19 protein-coding genes are annotated in these 18,522 nt (G+C 64.1%); 9 read left to right on the top strand and 10 right to left on the bottom strand.

Annotated features, from left to right (window positions below):
* Window positions 1-65 precede the first annotated feature (65 nt).
* Window positions 66-1,007 carry a glutathione synthase gene (gene gshB / locus CGZ66_RS09360; RefSeq protein ID WP_095083711.1) on the bottom strand — a complete coding sequence of 314 codons (942 nt, stop codon included), beginning with the start codon at window positions 1,005-1,007 and terminating at the stop codon, window positions 66-68.
* A gap of 237 nt (window positions 1,008-1,244) precedes the next feature.
* On the opposite strand from gshB, the gene CGZ66_RS09355 reads away from it, so the two are divergent.
* The 9 genes from CGZ66_RS09355 to CGZ66_RS09315 all read left to right on the top strand — a co-directional run bounded on the left by CGZ66_RS09355 (window position 1,245) and on the right by CGZ66_RS09315 (window position 11,000).
* Entirely contained in the window at window positions 1,245-2,531 is a 1,287-nt protein-coding gene (locus tag CGZ66_RS09355; RefSeq protein WP_245331046.1) for a glycosyltransferase family 2 protein, read from the top strand.
* On the top strand, window positions 2,528-2,926 hold the full coding sequence (locus tag CGZ66_RS09350) for a GtrA family protein (RefSeq protein WP_095083708.1): 399 nt from the start codon (window positions 2,528-2,530) through the stop codon (window positions 2,924-2,926). Before CGZ66_RS09355 ends, CGZ66_RS09350 begins: the two co-directional genes overlap by 4 nt.
* A 100-nt stretch (window positions 2,927-3,026) precedes the next feature.
* Window positions 3,027-4,853 (top strand): polysaccharide biosynthesis protein GtrA, encoded by a 1,827-nt coding sequence (locus CGZ66_RS09345; RefSeq protein WP_095083705.1) that lies wholly within the window; start codon window positions 3,027-3,029, stop codon window positions 4,851-4,853.
* Between the two features lie 149 nt (window positions 4,854-5,002).
* On the top strand, window positions 5,003-6,352 hold the full coding sequence (locus tag CGZ66_RS09340) for a putative bifunctional diguanylate cyclase/phosphodiesterase (protein WP_095083700.1): 1,350 nt from the start codon (window positions 5,003-5,005) through the stop codon (window positions 6,350-6,352).
* Between the two features lie 215 nt (window positions 6,353-6,567).
* Window positions 6,568-7,335, top strand: coding sequence for an SDR family NAD(P)-dependent oxidoreductase (locus tag CGZ66_RS09335; RefSeq protein ID WP_095083698.1), 768 nt, complete (start codon window positions 6,568-6,570; stop codon window positions 7,333-7,335).
* Complete coding sequence (locus CGZ66_RS09330) at window positions 7,332-8,291, top strand: 2-dehydro-3-deoxygalactonokinase (RefSeq protein WP_095083697.1); 960 nt, start codon at window positions 7,332-7,334, stop codon at window positions 8,289-8,291. The genes CGZ66_RS09335 and CGZ66_RS09330 overlap by 4 nt, the downstream gene beginning before the upstream one ends.
* Window positions 8,288-8,926, top strand: coding sequence for a 2-dehydro-3-deoxy-6-phosphogalactonate aldolase (locus tag CGZ66_RS09325; RefSeq protein ID WP_095083695.1), 639 nt, complete (start codon window positions 8,288-8,290; stop codon window positions 8,924-8,926). The genes CGZ66_RS09330 and CGZ66_RS09325 overlap by 4 nt, the downstream gene beginning before the upstream one ends.
* Window positions 8,926-9,807 carry an SMP-30/gluconolactonase/LRE family protein gene (locus CGZ66_RS09320; protein ID WP_095083693.1) on the top strand — a complete coding sequence of 294 codons (882 nt, stop codon included), beginning with the start codon at window positions 8,926-8,928 and terminating at the stop codon, window positions 9,805-9,807. Before CGZ66_RS09325 ends, CGZ66_RS09320 begins: the two co-directional genes overlap by 1 nt.
* Before the next feature lie 119 nt (window positions 9,808-9,926).
* A complete protein-coding gene (locus CGZ66_RS09315; RefSeq protein ID WP_095084356.1) occupies window positions 9,927-11,000 on the top strand; it encodes a D-alanine--D-alanine ligase family protein in 1,074 nt (357 codons plus the stop codon).
* 99 nt (window positions 11,001-11,099) lie between these two features.
* Here CGZ66_RS09315 and CGZ66_RS09310 read toward each other — a convergent pair whose 3' ends face one another.
* The 9 genes from CGZ66_RS09310 to dnaK all read right to left on the bottom strand — a co-directional run bounded on the left by CGZ66_RS09310 (window position 11,100) and on the right by dnaK (window position 18,382).
* On the bottom strand, window positions 11,100-11,513 hold the full coding sequence (locus tag CGZ66_RS09310) for a GFA family protein (protein ID WP_095083692.1): 414 nt from the start codon (window positions 11,511-11,513) through the stop codon (window positions 11,100-11,102).
* Between the two features lie 43 nt (window positions 11,514-11,556).
* Window positions 11,557-12,021, bottom strand: coding sequence for an SRPBCC family protein (locus CGZ66_RS09305; RefSeq protein ID WP_095083690.1), 465 nt, complete (start codon window positions 12,019-12,021; stop codon window positions 11,557-11,559).
* Window positions 12,018-12,338, bottom strand: coding sequence for an ArsR/SmtB family transcription factor (locus tag CGZ66_RS09300; RefSeq protein WP_095084355.1), 321 nt, complete (start codon window positions 12,336-12,338; stop codon window positions 12,018-12,020). The genes CGZ66_RS09305 and CGZ66_RS09300 overlap by 4 nt, the downstream gene beginning before the upstream one ends.
* A 307-nt stretch (window positions 12,339-12,645) precedes the next feature.
* Window positions 12,646-12,933 carry a DUF1330 domain-containing protein gene (locus tag CGZ66_RS09295; protein ID WP_095083689.1) on the bottom strand — a complete coding sequence of 96 codons (288 nt, stop codon included), beginning with the start codon at window positions 12,931-12,933 and terminating at the stop codon, window positions 12,646-12,648.
* An 18-nt stretch (window positions 12,934-12,951) separates the two neighbouring features.
* Complete coding sequence (pyrF, locus tag CGZ66_RS09290; RefSeq protein ID WP_167392084.1) at window positions 12,952-13,680, bottom strand: orotidine-5'-phosphate decarboxylase; 729 nt, start codon at window positions 13,678-13,680, stop codon at window positions 12,952-12,954.
* An 11-nt stretch (window positions 13,681-13,691) separates the two neighbouring features.
* Window positions 13,692-14,288, bottom strand: coding sequence for an NADPH-dependent FMN reductase (locus CGZ66_RS09285; RefSeq protein ID WP_095083687.1), 597 nt, complete (start codon window positions 14,286-14,288; stop codon window positions 13,692-13,694).
* Window positions 14,289-14,376: 88 nt separating this feature from the next.
* Window positions 14,377-14,979, bottom strand: coding sequence for a phospholipid N-methyltransferase PmtA (gene pmtA, locus CGZ66_RS09280; protein ID WP_095083685.1), 603 nt, complete (start codon window positions 14,977-14,979; stop codon window positions 14,377-14,379).
* Window positions 14,980-15,132: 153 nt separating this feature from the next.
* The gene (dnaJ, locus tag CGZ66_RS09275) at window positions 15,133-16,263 is read right to left on the bottom strand and encodes a molecular chaperone DnaJ (RefSeq protein WP_095083683.1); all 1,131 of its coding nucleotides are present in this window, start codon (window positions 16,261-16,263) and stop codon (window positions 15,133-15,135) included.
* 202 nt (window positions 16,264-16,465) lie between these two features.
* A complete protein-coding gene (gene dnaK / locus CGZ66_RS09270) occupies window positions 16,466-18,382 on the bottom strand; it encodes a molecular chaperone DnaK (protein ID WP_095083681.1) in 1,917 nt (638 codons plus the stop codon).
* Window positions 18,383-18,522 lie beyond the last annotated feature (140 nt).

Below are 18,522 nucleotides of genomic sequence, written 5' to 3'. Positions count from 1 at the left end.
CCGGTTGCGGCCGGGTTGTGCCCGGTTGAAAAAACGGAACATGGTTAAGACAAAATGAAAACGGCTTACTTCCGCTTGTCCTCGACCGCGTCCCAGAACAGGCTGGCGATGTCGGCGCCGCCAAAGCGCCTGACTTCGCGCACGCCGGTTGGCGACGTTACGTTGATCTCAGTCATGTAGTCGCCGATGACGTCGATGCCGACGAGGATGAAGCCGCGCGATTTCAGCGCCGGCCCGATGCGGGCGCAGATTTCGCGCTCGCGCGTCGTCAGCTCGGTCTTTTCGGCACGGCCGCCGACATGCATGTTGGAGCGGGAATCGTGCTCGGCCGGCACCCGGTTGATGGCGCCGACCGGCTCGCCATCGATCAGGATGATGCGCTTGTCGCCCTTGCGCACATCCTTCAAATAGCGCTGCACGATATAGGGCTCGCGGAACATCTGGCCGAACATTTCGAGAAGCGAGGCAAGGTTGCGGTCGGCCTCCAGCATGTGGAAGATGCCGGCGCCGCCATTGCCGTAGAGCGGCTTGATGATGATGTCGCCGAACTCCTTGCGGAAGGCGGCGACTTCGAGCGGATCCTTGGTGATCAGCGTGTCCGGCATCAGGTCGGGAAACTCGGTGACGAAGATCTTTTCCGGGCTGTTGCGCACCCAGGCCGGGTCGTTGACCACCAGCGCCTTCGGGTGGATGCGTTCGAGGATATGCGTGGTGGTGATGTAGTTCATGTCGAAAGGCGGATCCTGGCGCAGCAGGACGACATCCATTTCCTCCAGATCGGTGCGCACCTTTTCGCCCAGCGAATAATGGTTGCCCTTCTCGTCGCGCACCTGCATCTCCTCGATGCGGGCAAATACCTTGCCCTCGCGCAGCGATAGCCGGTCGGGCGTGTAGTGGAACAGCTGATGACCGCGCCGCTGCGCTTCCAGCGACAGCGCGAAGGATGTGTCCCCGGCGATCGACACGGTGGAGATGTGGTCCATCTGGACGGCGATTTTCAGCTTCATGGCAAGTCTCCGGCGGCTCGGATGGACGACTGTCTTGCCTGTACAGGCTCACTGACCGTCTGCCAATCGCGACATTTTGAAGATTGGCATCAGACAACCGCAAGCCGCCGTGCCGATCGATTGGAGACAAGGCGAGGCTGCGCGTCATCGCTTTCTTAAGTCTTGCCGTGCAACGGTAAGCCCGAATGCGCCCAGCCGAATTGACGCCGCGCCGGGCACTCGATGGAACAACGACCAATGAACGCCGTCACCGCCATCCGCGCCTCCGCAACCAAACAGCTCGAACTCACCATTCTCATGCCGTGCCTCAACGAGGCCGAGACGCTCGCCGTCTGCATCGGCAAGGCGAAGGCCTTCCTCGACAAAGCGAGCATCTCCGGCGAGGTGCTGATCGCGGACAATGGCAGCACCGACGGATCGCAGGCGATTGCCGCGGAAGGTGGCGCCCGTGTCGTCCCGGTGGCCCAGAAAGGCTATGGCGCAGCCCTTTTGGGCGGCATCTCCGCTGCTAAGGGCCGTTTCATCATTATGGGCGATGCCGACGACAGTTATGATTTCGGCGCGCTGGAAGCCTTCGTCGCGCGGCTGCGCGACGGCGCCGACCTGGTCATGGGCAATCGCTTCCAGGGCGGCATCGAGGCCGGCGCCATGCCGCCGCTGCACCGCTACCTCGGCAATCCGGTGCTCAGCTTTGTCGGCCGCCTGTTCTTCCGCATCAAGACCGGCGATTTCCACTGCGGCCTGCGCGGCTTCGACGCCGACAGCATCAGGAAGCTCGACCTGCAGACGACCGGCATGGAATTCGCAAGCGAGATGGTGGTGCGCGGCGCCCTTGCCGGCCTGCGCATCGAGGAAGTGCCGACCACGCTCAAGCCCGACGGCCGCAGCCGGCCGCCGCATCTCAGGACCTGGCGCGATGGCTGGCGGCACCTGAAGTTCCTGCTGGTCTACAACCCGCGCTGGATGTTCTTCATCCCGGGCACGGTGCTCGCCGGCCTTGGCCTGTTGTTCGCGGCGCTGCTGGTGTTCGGGCCGCTGCGCGTGATCGACAATCTGTCGCTCGACCTCAACACCTTCGTCGCCGCCTGTTTCATGGTCGTCACCGGCGTCCAGCTCATCACCTTCGGCGCCATTTCGCGATACTATGCCGAGATAACCGGCATCCTGCCGCCAAGCCGCCGTTCCGACTGGCTGACCAGGACCATCAGCACCGATCGGCTCGCCGCCAATGCCGGCATCTGCTTTGCCGGTGGCGTCCTGTTCTTCGGCTATGCCGTGGCGCGCTGGGCGCATCTCGGCTTCGGCCCGCTGAACGATTCCGAGATCCCACGCATCGTCGTGCTGGGCCTGAGCCTGATCGTCATTTCATTCCAGGTCTTCTTCTCGGCCTTCCTGCTCGGAGTCTTGGAAATACCGGTCAAGCGGCTGAAGTCCGGCCGGGCCGGTCATTCCGGTGAGCTGCCGGCCAATGAGTTGCCGACCTGTGAATCGCCGGCTAACCAACGGCCGGCGCGCGACGCATGAGCGAGGCATTGCCGGTCTTTGTGCGGACGCGCCTGTTCCGGTTCCTGACGGTCGGCGTCGGCGCCGCATTGCTGCTGTTCGTCCTGTCGTGGCTCCTGGTGTCGCTGGGCTTTTCGCCCTTCATTGGCAGCGTCGTCGCCTATGCGATCACCTTCGTTGTCGCCTATAGCGCACAGCGTGGCTGGACATTCGGCGGCCAGCACGATCATGCCAGCGCCATGCCGCGCTATCTCGCGCTGCAGGTCGGATGCGCCTTGTTTTCGGGCCTGGTGTCGCATCTGGCGGTCACCCGTTTCGGCATGTCGGCGCTTGCCATGTCGGCGCTGATGACGATTGCCGCAAGCACGGTGAGCTACATTCTGTCGTCGCTGTGGGTGTTTCCGGCGCGCGATTGATGCGTGGCGCCCAAAAGTGGCGCAAAATCGCGCCGCTTTACGCTTTGTGAAGCGGCCGGCGCTAGCGTGCGCCGACAGACACAGGCTGAAAGCCCCCTCCATGACCACCGCTCGTACCGCGATGCTTTCCAAAGACGGGGCACGCGCCTCCTGGCGAGCGGACCTCGTGCTGGCGCTGCTTGCCACGCTCGGCTTCCTTGTCGTCAACGCCTGGGCCGGCTTCCCGGCGCTGACCAATGCCGGCGGCGACAATGACGATCTGCTGCGGCTGGTCGAAGTGCGCGACCTCTTGGCCGGCCAGGGCTGGTTCGACCTGCATCAATACCGGATGGGCCTGGAAGGCGGCTTCGTCATGCATTGGTCGCGGCTGGTCGATGCGCCGATCGCCGCCATCGTGCTCGCCGTATCGAGCCTGACCGGCAACACCTTGCTTGCCGAGAACGTTGCGCAGGTGACATGGCCGGCGCTGCTTTTCGGCCTGACGATGGTCTTCATCATTCGCGCCGCGCGCAGCTTTGCCGGCGATGGCGCGGTGCTGCCCGCCCTCATCGTCGGCGCGGCGGCGCTGTATTTCATCGGCATCTTCGAGCCGGCCGCGCTCGATCATCACAATGTCCAGCTGATGCTGACCGTCGCCAGCCTGAGTTTCCTGCTCGAAGGGCCCATGCGCAGGCCGGCGGCGTTGCTTGCTGGCCTGTGCGCCGCCCTGACCCTGGCCGTCGGCATGGAAACCGCTCCCTATGTCGCCGCCATCGGCGTCTGCGTGGCGACGCTGTTTGCCTTTGACGCATCGGGCGAAAGACTGATCGCCAGGGATTTCGGCCTTGGCTTTGCCGCCGTCGCGGCACTCGTCTTCGTCGCCACCGTCCCGCTTTCGGCCTGGGGCCAGGCGCAATGCGATGCCTTCTCGACGATGCAGTTCGTCGTCGCGGCTCTTGCCGGAACCGGCCTTGCGGCGATTGCCTCGCTCGAAGCGGCCGGGCGCGGGCAACGTCGGCTGTCGCTTGGCGTGCTCGGCGTCGTGCTCGGCGCGGTCTTCCTTTTGCTGTTCCCGCAATGTCTGGCCTCGCCCTATGCCGGGCTCGATCCGCGCCTGAAGACGTTGTGGCTCGATTATGTCGACGAGGCGCAGTCGCTGTTCCAGCTCGCCGCCCACGATCCCGCCGAGCTGGCGGCGCGCTATGCCACGCCTCTGGTGGCGCTGGTGCTGATGGCGTTGCGCCTGCGCCGCGGCGGCTGGCGGCGCCAGGACAGCCTCGTCGCCACGCTGCTGGTCGTGGCGTTCCTGGTCAGCGTCTGGCAAGTGCGCGGCTCGACATTCTCGATTGTCTTCGCGGTGATCCCGCTGTCGGCCTGGATCGCCAAATGGCGGCAGCGGGCCGAAACCAGCCCGTCGCGCGGCTCGGTGCTGCGGATGGCCGCGGCTTGGCTCCTCTCGGTGAACTCGCTCTGGTCGGGCGCCGCCCAGGCGGCGTCGGCGGCGCTCGCCACCGGTGTAAAAATCACCAGCGACGCCAGTGTCGGCGCGAGCGTCGACCCGTCCTGCCAGGCCAAGGCCACGTTCGCCACACTCGGCAGGTTGCCCGATACCACCGTGCTTGCAGTCTCCAATATCGGATCGCCGATCCTGGTGTACTCGGGGCATCGCGTGTTCGCCGGGCCCTACCACCGCAACGTCGCGGGAGACCTGCTTGCGCTCGACGCGTTCCTCGGTTCCGATGCGCAAGCCAGGTCGATCGTCGGCGGTCATCACGTCGGCCTTGTCGCGCTGTGCCGCGGCAACTCGGAAAGCCAGCTTCTGGCCTCCACCGCGCCGGACGGTTTTCTTGCCGGGCTGATGCGCGGCAACGTGCCGGAATGGCTGGAGCCGATCGCCGACACCAAGGGCGCCTCGCTCGAACTCTACCGTGTCCGGCCCAGGGGCTGACTGCCTGAAGCAAGGGCTGGACGCACCACGCGTCGATCCTTCCGAACGCGACGCGCTTTACCCGCGAATAATCGATTTGGGGATACGTTTCCTAAAGGGTTTGCTGCCAATCTGAAGCTAAATTCCGAAGTCACAAAACAGGGATACCGATGCAAACTTCGTTTGGCACCGGTCAGGCAAACAGGGAGAGCACGGATCTGGCGTTCACCGATCCGTTGACCGGGCTTGGCAACCATCGCCGCTTCTTCGACAAGGTCGATCGCCTGATCAGCGACCGTGCCGACGACCCGGCGCCGTTTACCGTCGGCATTCTCGACCTCGACGGCTTCAAGCCGATCAACGATTTGTTCGGCCACAAGGCCGGTGACGATATCCTGATCCAGGTCGCGATGCGGCTGCGCGCCTCTATGGACGGCCATTCCACCGTCTGCCGCATCGGCGCCGACGAATTCGCCTATCTTTACCCGATGGTGTTCAGCGAGGAGGCGGCGGCCGAGAAATCCCGCATGCTGATCGAAATACTTTCGGCGCCCTATGATGTTGGCGAACGGACCGCCAGGCTTTCCGCCTCGGTCGGCTGCTCGCTGTTCTATTCGGGCGACGAGACCACCGAGATCCTCATCAACAAGGCAGAGACGGCGCTCTATCACGCCAAGCGTTCCGGCCGTGGCCGCGTCGTCGTCTACACCCGCGAGATGGAAGAGGCGGCCAAGCGCGTCACCCGCATCGAACAGGCGCTGCGCCGTGCTGTCTCGGCCGGCGAGGTGGAGCCGCATTTCCAGCCTATCGTCGACCTCAACACGCGCCGCACCATCGGTTTCGAGACGTTGGCGCGCTGGACCGATCGCGATCTCGGCTCGGTGCCGCCAACGGTGTTCATTCCCATTGCCGAGGAGCGCGGCATCATCGGCCCGCTGTCGCAGCTGGTGCTTCGCAAGGCGACCGAAGCGGCCAGGATCTGGCCGAAGGAGCTGTTCCTGTCCTTCAACCTGTCGCCCTCGCAGCTCGTCGACCAGAACACCGGCCTGCACATTCTGGCGATCCTTGAGCGCACCGGCTTCGATCCGCGCCGGCTGGAGATCGAGATCACCGAGACCGGCCTGATGAACGATCCGGCCTCGGCCGAGAAGATCGTCGAGGATCTGCGCCGCGTCGGCATCCGCGTTTCGCTCGACGATTTCGGCACTGGCCAGTCCTCGCTCGGCCGCTTGCGCGAATTCCATTTCGACAAGCTCAAGATTGACCGCGCCTTCGTCTCCTCCATTCTCGACGACCGCCCGTCCGAACACATCATCCGCGCCATTCTCGCCATGTGCGAGGGGCTCGGCATGGACGTGGTCGCCGAAGGCATCGAGCAGGAGGCGCAGGCCGATCGCCTGGTCCAGTTCGGCTGCGCCGGCGGGCAAGGCTATCTGTTCGGCAAGCCGGTCGATGCCGATGCTACGCTCGGCTATCTCCGCGATTCCTTCCGCGGCGCCTTGCGCGCCAAGGCGGTCTGACCGGCTAGCTCGAAGCGGCCGCGCAATCCCGATGGGGCAGCTGTGCGTCCGCTGCGGCGCATTGTCGTTTTGTCTGACATAAGCCCGCAATCCGTCGTTTCGCCCTTGCCCGCACGACATCTCTGGCTAGGATGCGCGCCGGCCTGACCACAGCGCCGCGCGTCCTTCAGGACGCGCAAAGGACGCTGTCGGGGTCATGCGCAGGGAGAAAAAATATGATGCCATCGGCGCATTTTGCCGACCTCGAGGGAGCCTCGGTGCTGATCACCGGCGGCGGCTCTGGAATTGGCGCGGCACTGACCGAGGGTTTTGTGCGCCAGGGCGCCAATGTCGCCTTCATCGACATCGCCGACGGCCCCAGCACTGCCCTTGCCGACCGCATCGAGAAAGCATTTGGTCGCCGGCCGCTGTATCTCAAGACCGACCTGCGCGACGTCGAGGCCTTGCGGACCTCGGCAGCCAAGGCGGCCGACGCGCACGGCGAAGTCACCGTGCTGGTCAACAATGCGGCGCTTGACGAGCGCCACGCCGTCGAAGACGTGACGGTGGAATTCTGGGACAACAACCAGGCGATCAATCTCAGACCGCATTTCTTCACCGCGCAAGCGGTGGCACCGGGCATGAAGCGGGCCGGCGGCGGCTCGATCATCAACTTCACTTCGACATCCTACATGATCAACCACCCCGACATGCCGGCCTACACCGCCGCCAAGGCCGGCATCCTCGGTCTGACCAAGGGGCTGGCCGGCAAGCTCGGCGTCGACGGCATCCGCGTCAACGCCATTGCACCCGGCTGGGTGATCACCGAGCGGCAGAAGGAGCTCTGGGTGACCGAACAGGCGCTTGCCGCCCATGTTGCCAAGCAGTGCATCAAGCAGGTGATGCAGCCCGACGACATCGTCGGCACGGTGCTGTTCCTCGCCTCGGATGCCTCGCGCATGCTGACCGCGCAGATGCTGATCGTCGATGGAGGTTTCCTGTGAGCCCAGGGTTTGCCGGCAACGCGCCGGCGGTAGCCGTCGTCGACTGGGGCACGACCCGCATGCGGGTTTGGCTGATCGACAAGGGCGGCAAGGTCCTTGCCGAACGCCGTGGCGATGATGGTCTGATCACCGCCCAGCAAAAGGGTTTTTCGACCATTCTCGAAGGGCACCTCGCAGCCATGGCTGCGCCGGAAGCGCTGCCCGTCATCATCTGCGGCATGGCCGGCTCTCGCCAGGGCTGGCTCGAGGCGCCCTATGTCACCGTTCCGGCGCCGCTCAGCGCCATCCTGGCGGGTGCGGCACGGGTACCCGGCCAGCACCGCGATGTCCGCATCGTGCCGGGCCTCGCCCAGCGCCAGATCGATGCGCCCGACGTGATGCGCGGCGAGGAAACGCAGCTTGCCGGCGCCGGCCTGCCGGCCAAAGGGCGCCACCTGGTCTGCATGCCCGGCACCCATTCGAAATGGGTGCTGGTCGAGGACGGCGCGGTTGCCGGTTTCGGGACTTGGCCGACCGGCGAGCTGTTTTCGGTGCTTGCCGCGCACTCGATCCTGCGCCATTCGCTCGGCGAACATCCCAAGCCGGTCACCCCTAGCAATCCATTCTTCCGCAGTTGGTGCGAAACCGCACTGGCCGAGGCCGGCGATGTCACCTCGAGGCTGTTTTCCATCCGTGCCGCGGGCCTGCTGCAGGATCTAAAAGCCGACGATGCCGCCGCTTGCCTGTCCGGCCTGCTGATCGGTGGCGAGATCGCCTCGGCCAGCCGCCGCCATGGCGCTGGCGCCGAACCTGTCGTGCTGGTGGCGTCCGGTGCGCTTTCAGCGCTTTACCAGGCCGCCCTCGGCCTTGCTGGACTTGAGGTCCGCACCGTCGATGCCGACGAGGCGGTGCGTGCCGGGCTCATCGAAGCGGCACGCGAGAACGGCATGATCGCCAGAACCGGAGCAGCCCCATGAGCCAGACCGCACCTTTCCCGAAGCTCAAGCGCGGCCTGGTCGCCATCCTGCGCGGGCTAAAGCCGGACGAAGCGATCGCGATCGGCCATGCGCTGTTCGACGCCGGCATCGAGGCGATCGAAGTGCCGCTCAACTCGTCGGAGCCGTTTTCGTCGATCGCCCGGATCGTCGAAGTGCTGCCGAAAACGGCACTGGTCGGCGCCGGCACGGTGCTGACGCCGACCGATGTCGATGGCTTGCACAAGGCTGGCGGGCGGCTACTGGTCAGCCCCAACATCGATGCCGAAGTGATGGCGCGTGCGATGCACTACGGCATGGTCACCATGCCCGGCGTGTTAACGCCCTCCGAAGCCTTCCAGGCGATCCGGCTCGGCGCTTCGGCGTTGAAATTCTTTCCGGCGAGCGTGCTCGGCGCCAGCGGCATTTCAGCGATCCGTGCGGTGCTGCCGGCGCAGACATTGGTCGGCGCGGTTGGCGGCGTTTCGGAGAAGGTCTTTGCCGGCTACAAGGCGGTGGGGGTGACGGTGTTTGGTCTCGGCTCCAGCCTGTTCAAGCCTGGCATGAGCGTCGACGAGGTGGCTGCGCGCGCGCATGCCGCCGTCGAGGCCTGGGATGCGGTGTTCGGAGAAGCATGATGGGCGAAGCGATCGTTTCGGTTTTTTCCGACCACATCTGCCAGCTCGGCGAAGGGCCGAGCTACGATCCCGCCACCGATGCGCTGTTCTGGTTCGACATCGTCAACAGCCAGCTTCTGGAGAAGCCCGTAGCCGGCGGCGCGCTGAAAATCCACGAGCTTGGCCAGATGGCAAGCGCCATCGCTATCATCGACGACCAGCGCCAGCTGATCGCCACCGAGACCGGGCTTCATGTCCGCGATGTCGCGACCGGCACCATGAGCCTGCACACGCCGATCGAGGCCGACAATCTCGCCACCCGCTCCAACGATTCCCGCGTCCATCCCTGTGGCGCCCTGTGGACCGGCACGATGGGCAAGACGGAGCAAAAGGGCGCCGGCTCCATCTACTGGTTCTTCAAGGGCGAATTGCGCCGCCTGTTTTCGGACATCACGGTCTCCAACTCGATATGCTTTTCGCAAGATGGCGGGCTCGCCTATTACACCGACACCTCGACCGGATTGTTGATGCGCGTGGACTGCGACCCGGCGACCGGCCTGCCCACCGGCGAGCCGAAAGTTTTCGTCGATCACCGCTCGTCCAAGGGTTATGTCGACGGCTCGGTGGTCGATCGTGACGGCGTGCTGTGGAACGCCGTCTGGGGCGGCAAAGTGGTCAAGGCTTATGCTCCTGACGGCACGCTGCTGCGGTCCGTCGCCATGCCGGTGACACAGCCATCCTGTCCGGCCTTTGTCGGCAAGAACGCCGACCGGTTGGCGGTGACATCCGCCTGGAAGGGCAAGGACGAGAAGCAGCGCAAGCTCGATCCGCAGGCGGGCATGACCTTCCTGCTCGACATCCCTGTCAACGGCCGTTTCGAGCCGCGCGTGCTGATCGCCTGATTGAACACGGTCGGCGGTTGGTTGTCACGCAACCGTCCGACCCGGTCGGTTTCGCGGCAGCCGATTGCGCTGCCCATGCGATGGTAGGCGACGCCATCGCTGGAAAACAATGCAAATCCATGACGTGCCAAACGCCAAGACTGATCCTCGTCCACGAACCGGAAAAAGCCTGCCACGACCGTCTCGTCGCCGACGGCCATGCACCGGAGCGTGCCGCCGAAATCGCCTCCTATCTGGCGCAGTCGACCGATCTCGCCCATGAATTCGATGCGCTTGCCGCTGCTTGCCAGGCGCGCGGCCTGTCGTTCACGCCGGTGGCGCTCGACGATGCCGCAGGCGTGCTCACCGGCGAGCATCCCGGCACGACTCTGGTCTGGACGCTGACCGACGGCATCGCCTATTTCCGAGGCGCCGCCGCACCCGCCTTGGCCAGGCTCGGCGGGTTCAAGACGATCGGCGCCGACGATGCGCTGTTTGCGCTCTGCCAGGACAAGTTCCGTTCCGGCGCGGTGCTTGGCGCGCTCGGTCTGCCGGTGCCGCAGGCCGGTCTTGCGCGCGACGGCAAATGGCTGGTCGAGCCGCCGGCGTCGGCCGCCGGCTGGTTCGTCAAGCCCAACCGGCTAGGCGCCAAGATCGGCATCTGGGCGGATTCGCGCATCAGCGATCTCGGCCACGCACTGGAGCTTAGCCGGCGTGTGTTTGCGGCCTATCGCGACGATGTCGTCGTCCAGCCCTACGTTGCCGGCCGCAACGTGCGAGCCAGTTTCCTCGGCCTGGTGTCGGGCGCCGGGGTCGAAGCGCTTGGCGTGGCGTTTGTCGATTCAGGCGCCGATTTTCAGACCATGGCGGACAGCCTGGCGCTTTACGGCGACACCGGCGAGGCGGCGAAGGCGGCCGGGCACTATGCCGAACCGGAGCTCGTTGCGGTCGCCGACAGCCAGCCGATCGCCGATGCCAGGGTTCGCGCGATCGCCGAGCGGCTGATGAGCGGGCTTGGCCTGCGCGATGTGTTTTCCATCGACCTTCGCGTCGAGGCCGACGACACAGTACACCTCATCGAGTTCGAGGTCTGCCCCGGCCTGCCTTGCTTCGATTTCCGCGCCTACTGCCGCCAGCAATGGGATCTCGAGCTTGCCGACGCCATGGCCGAAACCGCTGCCAGCCGGCTACTCGGCCAAAACCACCATTTTTGAACGCGCGGCCGCGCATCCGGAAATGCTCGGGGCGCTGCCAACAGGCGCAAGCGCCCGCGACGAGCACCCGACATGACATGACAGCCCGGGGCGAACCCGCTATCCCGGCATTCGCTCGAATTTCTGCAACGTGGGATCGATCGTGTCCCATGCATGGCCGCGGATGGCGTATGTGACCACCTGCGGGTCGAATTGGCCGGGGTCGTCAAGGCTGGTCGCGTTGACCGCAATCAGGTCCGGCATGGCGACGAATGTCAGGTAGACCGGCGTTCCACAGGTCGGGCAGAAGGCGTGGACCTTTTCGTTGCCGCTGTCGCCTCTCACACGCCAGGTGGTCGCCTCGCCTGCAATTTTCATGTCGGCGCGCCGGCCGAAGGTCAGATAGGATCCGTGGCCGGTGCCTGCGCGCTTCTGGCAGTCGAGGCACTGGCAGTGGTTCTGGAAGATGGGCTCGCCGCTGGTTTCGTAGCGGATCGCGCCGCATGCACAGCCACCGATATAGCGCTTGGTCATTGTCGTTCTCCACTGGCCTGGTTCTGCATGATATCGCAGGGCATCAGGCCGATTTCGGCTTGGCGAAAAGGTCGATGCCGCTGCCGGTTTCGAGGAAGGATTTCATGCTGGACAGCACCGCCGGCCACCCCTGGCTGACGCCTTTCGCCATGCCGCTGCCGGCTTCGAGTTCGTCATGGGTGACGGTCAGCCGCACCATGGTGTCGTATTCCTCGATGCCGAAAGTCACCCGGCTGTATTGCGAGGGATCGTTGGCCTGCGAAGCGTTCGCCCAGGTGATGACGAGACGGGTCGGCGGCGAGATCTCGACGACCTTGCCGACGAGTTCGACGGTCCGCTCGTCATTGGCGCGGATATGCTCCCATGTCGATCCCGGCTTCCAGTCGGAGACGTTCTCATGGCCCCAGTAGCGTTTCGCAATGTCAGGCCTGGTTATGGCCTCGAAAACTTTTTGCGGCGTCGATTTGATGTAGGTCACGTAGACAAAGCTGGTTGTCTCTCGGGTCATTGGTCCTCTCCTTCGAGTTCTTGCTTCAGATCGTGCAATAGGCTGAGCCGCTGCCGTTCGAATTTCCGCACCCACCGCTCGTAGACTTCGTGCAGCGGCACGGGGTTGATAAAATGCAGTTTTTCCCGGCCGCGCTTGACCGTGCTCACCAGGTTCGCCGCTTCCAGCAGGTCGATGTGCTGGGTGGCGGATTGCCTTGCCATGTCCAGGTTTTCGCAAAGCTGACTGAGCGTCTGCCCGTTCTTCTCGCAAAGAAGGTCAAGCAGCCTTCTGCGTGTCGGGTCGCCCAGCGCCTTGAAAACCTTGTCAGCGTCCATCAGCCTCACTCGTTGCTTTCGAGGTGTAATATGCAGGTAAATACCTGCATGTCAACTGGTAACCAGCCCGGTCGCTTCACCTCGGGCGAAAGCGACTCTGGCTCGGCGGTCAATTGTTGGATGGGCCGTGCGCCGGCCATGTGGCGGTCGTTGTCGAACGGCTCCGCCCGGTTGTCGGCCAGGGCATAGTGAAACTGTCCTGGCCTTCAAGCACCAGCTGATCGGAGTGCTCGGCTTAGCTGGGCGGAGCTAAGGGAAGGGCCCGCAAGACTTCGTCTGACGGGCCGCCAGCCTCTGGACGATCGCCTCAGATACCTTCGACGAGCACAATCTCGCCGTCGGCGACCTTCTGGCGGATGGCGACCGCGCGCTGGTATTCCGGCGAGTGGTAGCAATCGTGCGCCACGGCGAGCGATTCGAACTCGATGATGACGTTGCGTGGGCGTCCGACACCCTCGGCCAGCTCATGCGCACCGCCGCGCGCCAGGAATTTCGCGCCGAAGCGGTCGAAGGCCAGTTTCGAGGCGGCGACATACTCCTTGTAGCCTTCGGCATCGCGCACATCGACGCGGGCGATCCAGTATCCCTTGGGCATTCTTCTTCTCCCTGTTGCTTACGCTGAGCGCATCTCGGCGATGATCGCTTCGGCCGCTTCTCGTCTGTTGGCCGACGCAACGATCGGCCGACCAACGACGAGATGGCTGGCGCCGTTGCGGATCGCCTGTGCCGGCGTCACCACGCGCTTCTGGTCGCCATGGCCGCTACCCGCCGGCCGGATGCCGGGTGTCACCACGGCCATGTCGGGCCCGACGATGCGGCGCACCGCTTCCGCTTCCGCGGCCGAGCAGACGATACCGCCCATGCCGGCATGCAGCGCCTGTTCCGAACGCCGCAGCACCAGCGTGTGCGGGTCGTATTCATAGCCGACGTCGATCATGTCCTGCTCGTCCATCGAGGTCAGCACGCTGACCGCCAGCAGGCAAAGGCCGCTACCCCTGGCCGCCTCCACCGCCGCCGCCATCGCCTTTGGATAGGCGTGGATGGTCAGCATGGTCACGCCCATCTTGACGATGTTCTCGACGCCCTTGGCCACCGTGTGGTCGATGTCGAGCAGCTTCATGTCGAGGAAGATCTTTGTTCCGCCGCTGGCCAGTTCCCTGGCAAAGTCGAGCCCGCCGGCAAACGCCAGCTGATAGCCGATCTTGTAGAAGGAGACGACGCCGTCGAGTTCGCGCACCGCCTGTTCGGCCTCCTGCACGGTCGGTACGTCGAGGCCGACGATCAGTCTTTCCTGCATGGATTTGGCCTTTATCGATGGGGCCTGGGTGGATTCTGACCGCATGGTGTCGACGATCACGCCTCGATCCGGGTCGACAGCATGCGCGAGGTTTCGATCAGCGTGCGGCATAGGTGCTCCATCGATTTGTAAAGTCTTTCGTCGCGGAAATTGCCGCCCTCGTCGAAGGCGCTGCCGCCTTCCGGCACCGAGCATTCCGGCGTCACCACCTCCATCTGGCAACGCACCAGCACGGCGCGCAGATGGTTGATGCAGCGGATCCCGGCAAAGTGCCCGTTGGAGGACGAGCATAGGCCAGCCACCTTGCCGGCCAGCGGCCTGACCGTCCGGCCGCCATCACGGCGCACCCGGCTCACCCAGTCGATCGTGTTCTTGAGCAGCGGCGGGATCGAGCCGTTATATTCGGGCGTAGCAATCAGCAGACCGTCATGGGCGATGACCAGACGGCCAAGTTTCAGGGCATTTGCGGGAACGCCCTTTTCCTTTTCCAGATCCTCGTCGAGGATCGGCAGGGGATAGTCGGCGAGCGAGATGCGGGTCACCTCGGCGCCTTGCATGGCGAGCTCCTTTTGCGCCACGTCGGCGGTCTTGCCGCTGTAGGCGCCACTGCGCACCGAGCCGGCGAAGACGAGGATTTTCGGGATCACTGCCATTGGCCAACCTTGTTCCCGGACAGGTACAGCCAGAGGCCGCTCAAATCAACGCATCTGCCCAAAAATCAAGGTCGAAATTCAGGTCGCTCTAATGGGCCTCGCGCCGGTAGATCCACAGCTGCGTCGGCGGGATGTTGCGGAAGATGAAATCGAAATGCTTGACCGTGTAGTCGCCACGGCCGGCCGGGATCGGCGACATCGGTCCGTAGGTCAGCTGCACGATCGGCCGTCCTGCCGGGATGCGGTCGAGCAGGCTCTCGATATAGGCGATGCGCTGGGCGACCGGAAAATTGAGCAGCGGCACGCCGGAAACCACGGAATCGAAGATCATCCCGCTCTTCTCGCCAAGCGTCGCGTTGAGGTTGAAGGCATCGCCCTCGATGACGTTGACGCCGGGATAGAGTTGCCGCAGGTGGCGGACGAAGTCGGTGGAATATTCGACAGCGTAGAGACTTTCGGGTCGCACCCCGAGGGCCAGGATGGCGCGGGTGATGACGCCGGTGCCGGGACCGACCTCAAGCACCGGCAGGCCGGATTTCGGATTGACGATCGAGGCCATCTTGCGGGCGGTGATCGAGCTGGTCGGCACGATCGAGCCGACCGTCTTCGGCTTGTCGATCCAGCCCTTGAAGAATTTGAGCTCGTCGTCGAACTTTTCGGCAAGCGCCTTGCGCAGTCCGGGACGTGTCATGCAAGCTCTCCTCAGCACTCCCCCAAAATTACTTAACACCTGAGCGGCGCAAGGCAAGGCGCGGTCAGACGCATGTCGTGGATAAGATAAGTCTCGTCGCGTCTCAAGGTGCGACGCATTTCACGAAATCACGAGGCTTACCTAGAATTCCCATCAGCGCTCGCCGAAGGATTCGAAGAAATCCTTCATGCGGGTGAAAAAGCCACTCGATTGGGGCGAATTGTCCTGCGAGGAGAGCTGTTCGAACTCCTCCAGCAGCTCGCGCTGGCGGCGAGTGAGGTTCTGCGGCGTCTCGACCGCGGTCTGGATGTAGAGATCGCCGACATTGGGCTGGCGCAGCACCGGCACGCCCTTGCCCTTGAGGCGGAACTGGCGGCCGTTCTGGGTGCCTTCCGGCACCTTCACCTTGGTCTGCGTGCCATCCAGCGTCGTCACCTCGAAGGAGCCGCCAAGGGCGGCCGTCGTCATCGAGATCGGCACCTTGCAGTAGAGATCGGCGCCGTCGCGCTGGAAGAACTCGTGCGGCTTGACCGCGAGGAATATATAGAGATCGCCCGACGGCCCGCCGCGCAGGCCGGCCTCGCCCTCATTGGCAAGGCGGATGCGGGTGCCGTCCTCGATGCCGGCAGGGATGTTGACCGACAGCGAACGCTCTTCGGTGACGCGGCCCTGACCAGCGCATTTCGGGCACGGGTCCTTGATGGTCTGGCCGCGGCCCTGGCATTGCGGGCAGGTCCGCTCGATAGAGAAGAAGCCTTGCGTGGCGCGCACCTTGCCGTGGCCGTTGCACATCGAGCAGGTGACAGGCTGGGTGCCTGGCTTGGCGCCGCTGCCCGAGCATTCCGAACAGGAGATCGATGCCGGCACGCGGATCTGCGCGGTCTTTCCCGCGTAGGCTTCCTCCAGCGAGATTTCCATATTGTAGCGCAGGTCGGCGCCGCGCTCGCGGCCGCCCGACGAACGGCGCTGGCGCCCGCCCATCATGTCGCCGAAAATATCCTCGAAGATATCGGCGAAGCCGCCGGCGCCGAAGCCTTGCGCGCCGCCATTCATGCCGCCCTGCTCGAAGGCCGCGTGACCGAAACGGTCATAGGCCGCGCGCTTTTGCGGGTCCTTCAGCGTCTCGTAGGCTTCGTTGATTTCCTTGAACTTGTGCTCGCAGGAATGATCGCCGGGATTGCGGTCGGGATGGAACTGCATGGCGAGCTTGCGGAAAGCGCTCTTGAGCTCCTTCTCGTCGGCGCCTTTTTGGACACCCAGCGTTTCGTAGAAATCAGCTTTCATTTTTTCCCGCAGTCCGGATGTTCAACGTCTTGATGCATATGTTGCGTCGTTTGCCGGCACGTTGTCTCGATTTAGGAGCGGTGCTGCCCGGATGCTAGGGCCGGCGCGTTTCTGTCTGTCTTTTTCAGCGATTTTTTCCGCCAGGGTTGCAAAAAAGCCCGGCCTGCGCCGGGCTTTTCGCTTTATCTTGCCGTCAAACGGTTCAGGCCGACTTCTTCTTGTCGTCGTCCTCGTCGATTTCCTCGAAATCGGCATCGACCACGTCACTGTCCTTGGCGGCATCCGCCTTGGCGTCGGCTTCCGCCGCTTCCTTCTGCGAAGCCTCGTACATGGCCTGGCCAAGCTTCATAGAAGCCTCGGCAAGCGCCTGCGACTTGGCCTCGATGTCGGCCGCGTCATCGCCTTCGGCCGCGGCCTTCAGCGCCGTGATCGCATCTGCGATCGCCGTGCGTTCGGCTTCCGAGACCTTGTCGCCATATTCCTTCAGCGACTTCTCGGACGAATGCACCAGCGCCTCGGCCTGGTTGCGGGCCTCGACCACGGCACGCCGCTTCTTGTCGCTCTCGGCATTGGCCTCGGCGTCCTTGACCATCTTCTCGATGTCGGCGTCCGAAAGGCCACCCGATGCCTGGATGCGGATCTGGTGCTCCTTGCCGGTGCCCTTGTCCTTCGCCGAAACGTTGACGATGCCGTTGGCGTCGATGTCGAAGGTGACCTCGATCTGCGGCACGCCGCGCGGCGCCGGCGGGATGCCGACCAGGTCGAACTGGCCAAGCGCCTTGTTGTCGGCGGCCATTTCACGCTCGCCCTGGAAGACGCGGATGGTCACGGCGGACTGGCTGTCCTCGGCCGTCGAGAACACCTGGCTCTTCTTGGTCGGGATAGTCGTGTTGCGCTCGATCAGCCGCGTGAACACGCCACCCAGCGTCTCGATGCCGAGCGACAGCGGCGTCACGTCGAGCAACAGCACGTCCTTGACGTCGCCCTGCAGCACGCCGGCCTGGATTGCGGCGCCGAGAGCGACGACCTCATCCGGGTTGACGCCCTTGTGCGGCTCCTTGCCGAAGAACTGCTTAACGATCTCCTGGATCTTGGGCATGCGGGTCATGCCGCCGACCAGGACGACTTCGTCGATTTCGCCAGCCTTCAGGCCGGCATCCTTGAGCGCCGCCTTGCAAGGGTCGATGGTGCGCTGGACGAGGTCGTCGACCAGCTGCTCGAACTTGGCGCGCGTCAGCTTCAGCGTCAGGTGCTTCGGCCCGGTCGCATCGGCGGTGATGAAGGGCAGGTTGATCTCGGTCTGCGTCGTCGACGAGAGCTCGATCTTGGCCTTTTCAGCCGCCTCCTTGAGGCGCTGCAGGGCCAGCTTGTCGTTCTTCAGGTCGATGCCCTGTTCCTTCTTGAACTCGGCCGCCAGATACTCGACCAGACGCATGTCGAAGTCCTCGCCGCCGAGGAAGGTATCGCCATTGGTCGACTTCACCTCGAACACGCCGTCGCCGATCTCGAGCACCGAAATGTCGAACGTGCCGCCGCCAAGGTCATAGACGGCAATGGTCTTGCCATCCTTCTTGTCGAGGCCGTAGGCGAGCGCGGCCGCGGTCGGCTCGTTGATGATGCGCAGCACTTCCAGCCCGGCGATCTTGCCGGCGTCCTTGGTTGCCTGGCGCTGGGCGTCGTTGAAATAGGCCGGAACGGTGATGACCGCCTTCTCGACCTTCTCGCCGAGATAGGCTTCCGCCGTTTCCTTCATCTTCTGTAGGATCATGGCCGAGATCTGGCTGGGCGACTGCTTCTTGTCGCCGGCCTCGACCCAGGCATCGCCATTGTCGCCCTTGACGATCTTGTAGGGGACAAGCTTCTTGTCCTTCTCCGTCACCGGATCGTCATAGCGGCGGCCGATCAGGCGCTTGACCGCGAAGATGGTGTTTTCAGGATTGGTGACCGCCTGGCGCTTGGCCGGCTGGCCGACGAGACGTTCGCCGTCGCCGCTGAAGGCGACGATGGAAGGCGTCGTGCGCGCGCCTTCCGCATTCTCGATCACCTTCGGCTCTTTGCCATCCATGATGGCGATACAGGAGTTGGTGGTGCCGAGATCGATACCGATTACTTTTGCCATTTTTCTAGTCTCTCCGCTAAGCAGGCTCTCAGGACCCGTACAGGCGTTCCGACGAAAGCCCCTGTTCACAAGAAATTCCGTTCCGGCTACCGGCATTCCGGCGCCGAACGGCTTGGCGCCTATATAAGAACAGGCAGCAT

The organism is Mesorhizobium sophorae (assembly GCF_002270415.1).
GTDB lineage: Bacteria > Pseudomonadota > Alphaproteobacteria > Rhizobiales > Rhizobiaceae > Mesorhizobium > Mesorhizobium sophorae.
This window is presented reverse-complemented; position numbering and strand designations above follow the sequence as displayed.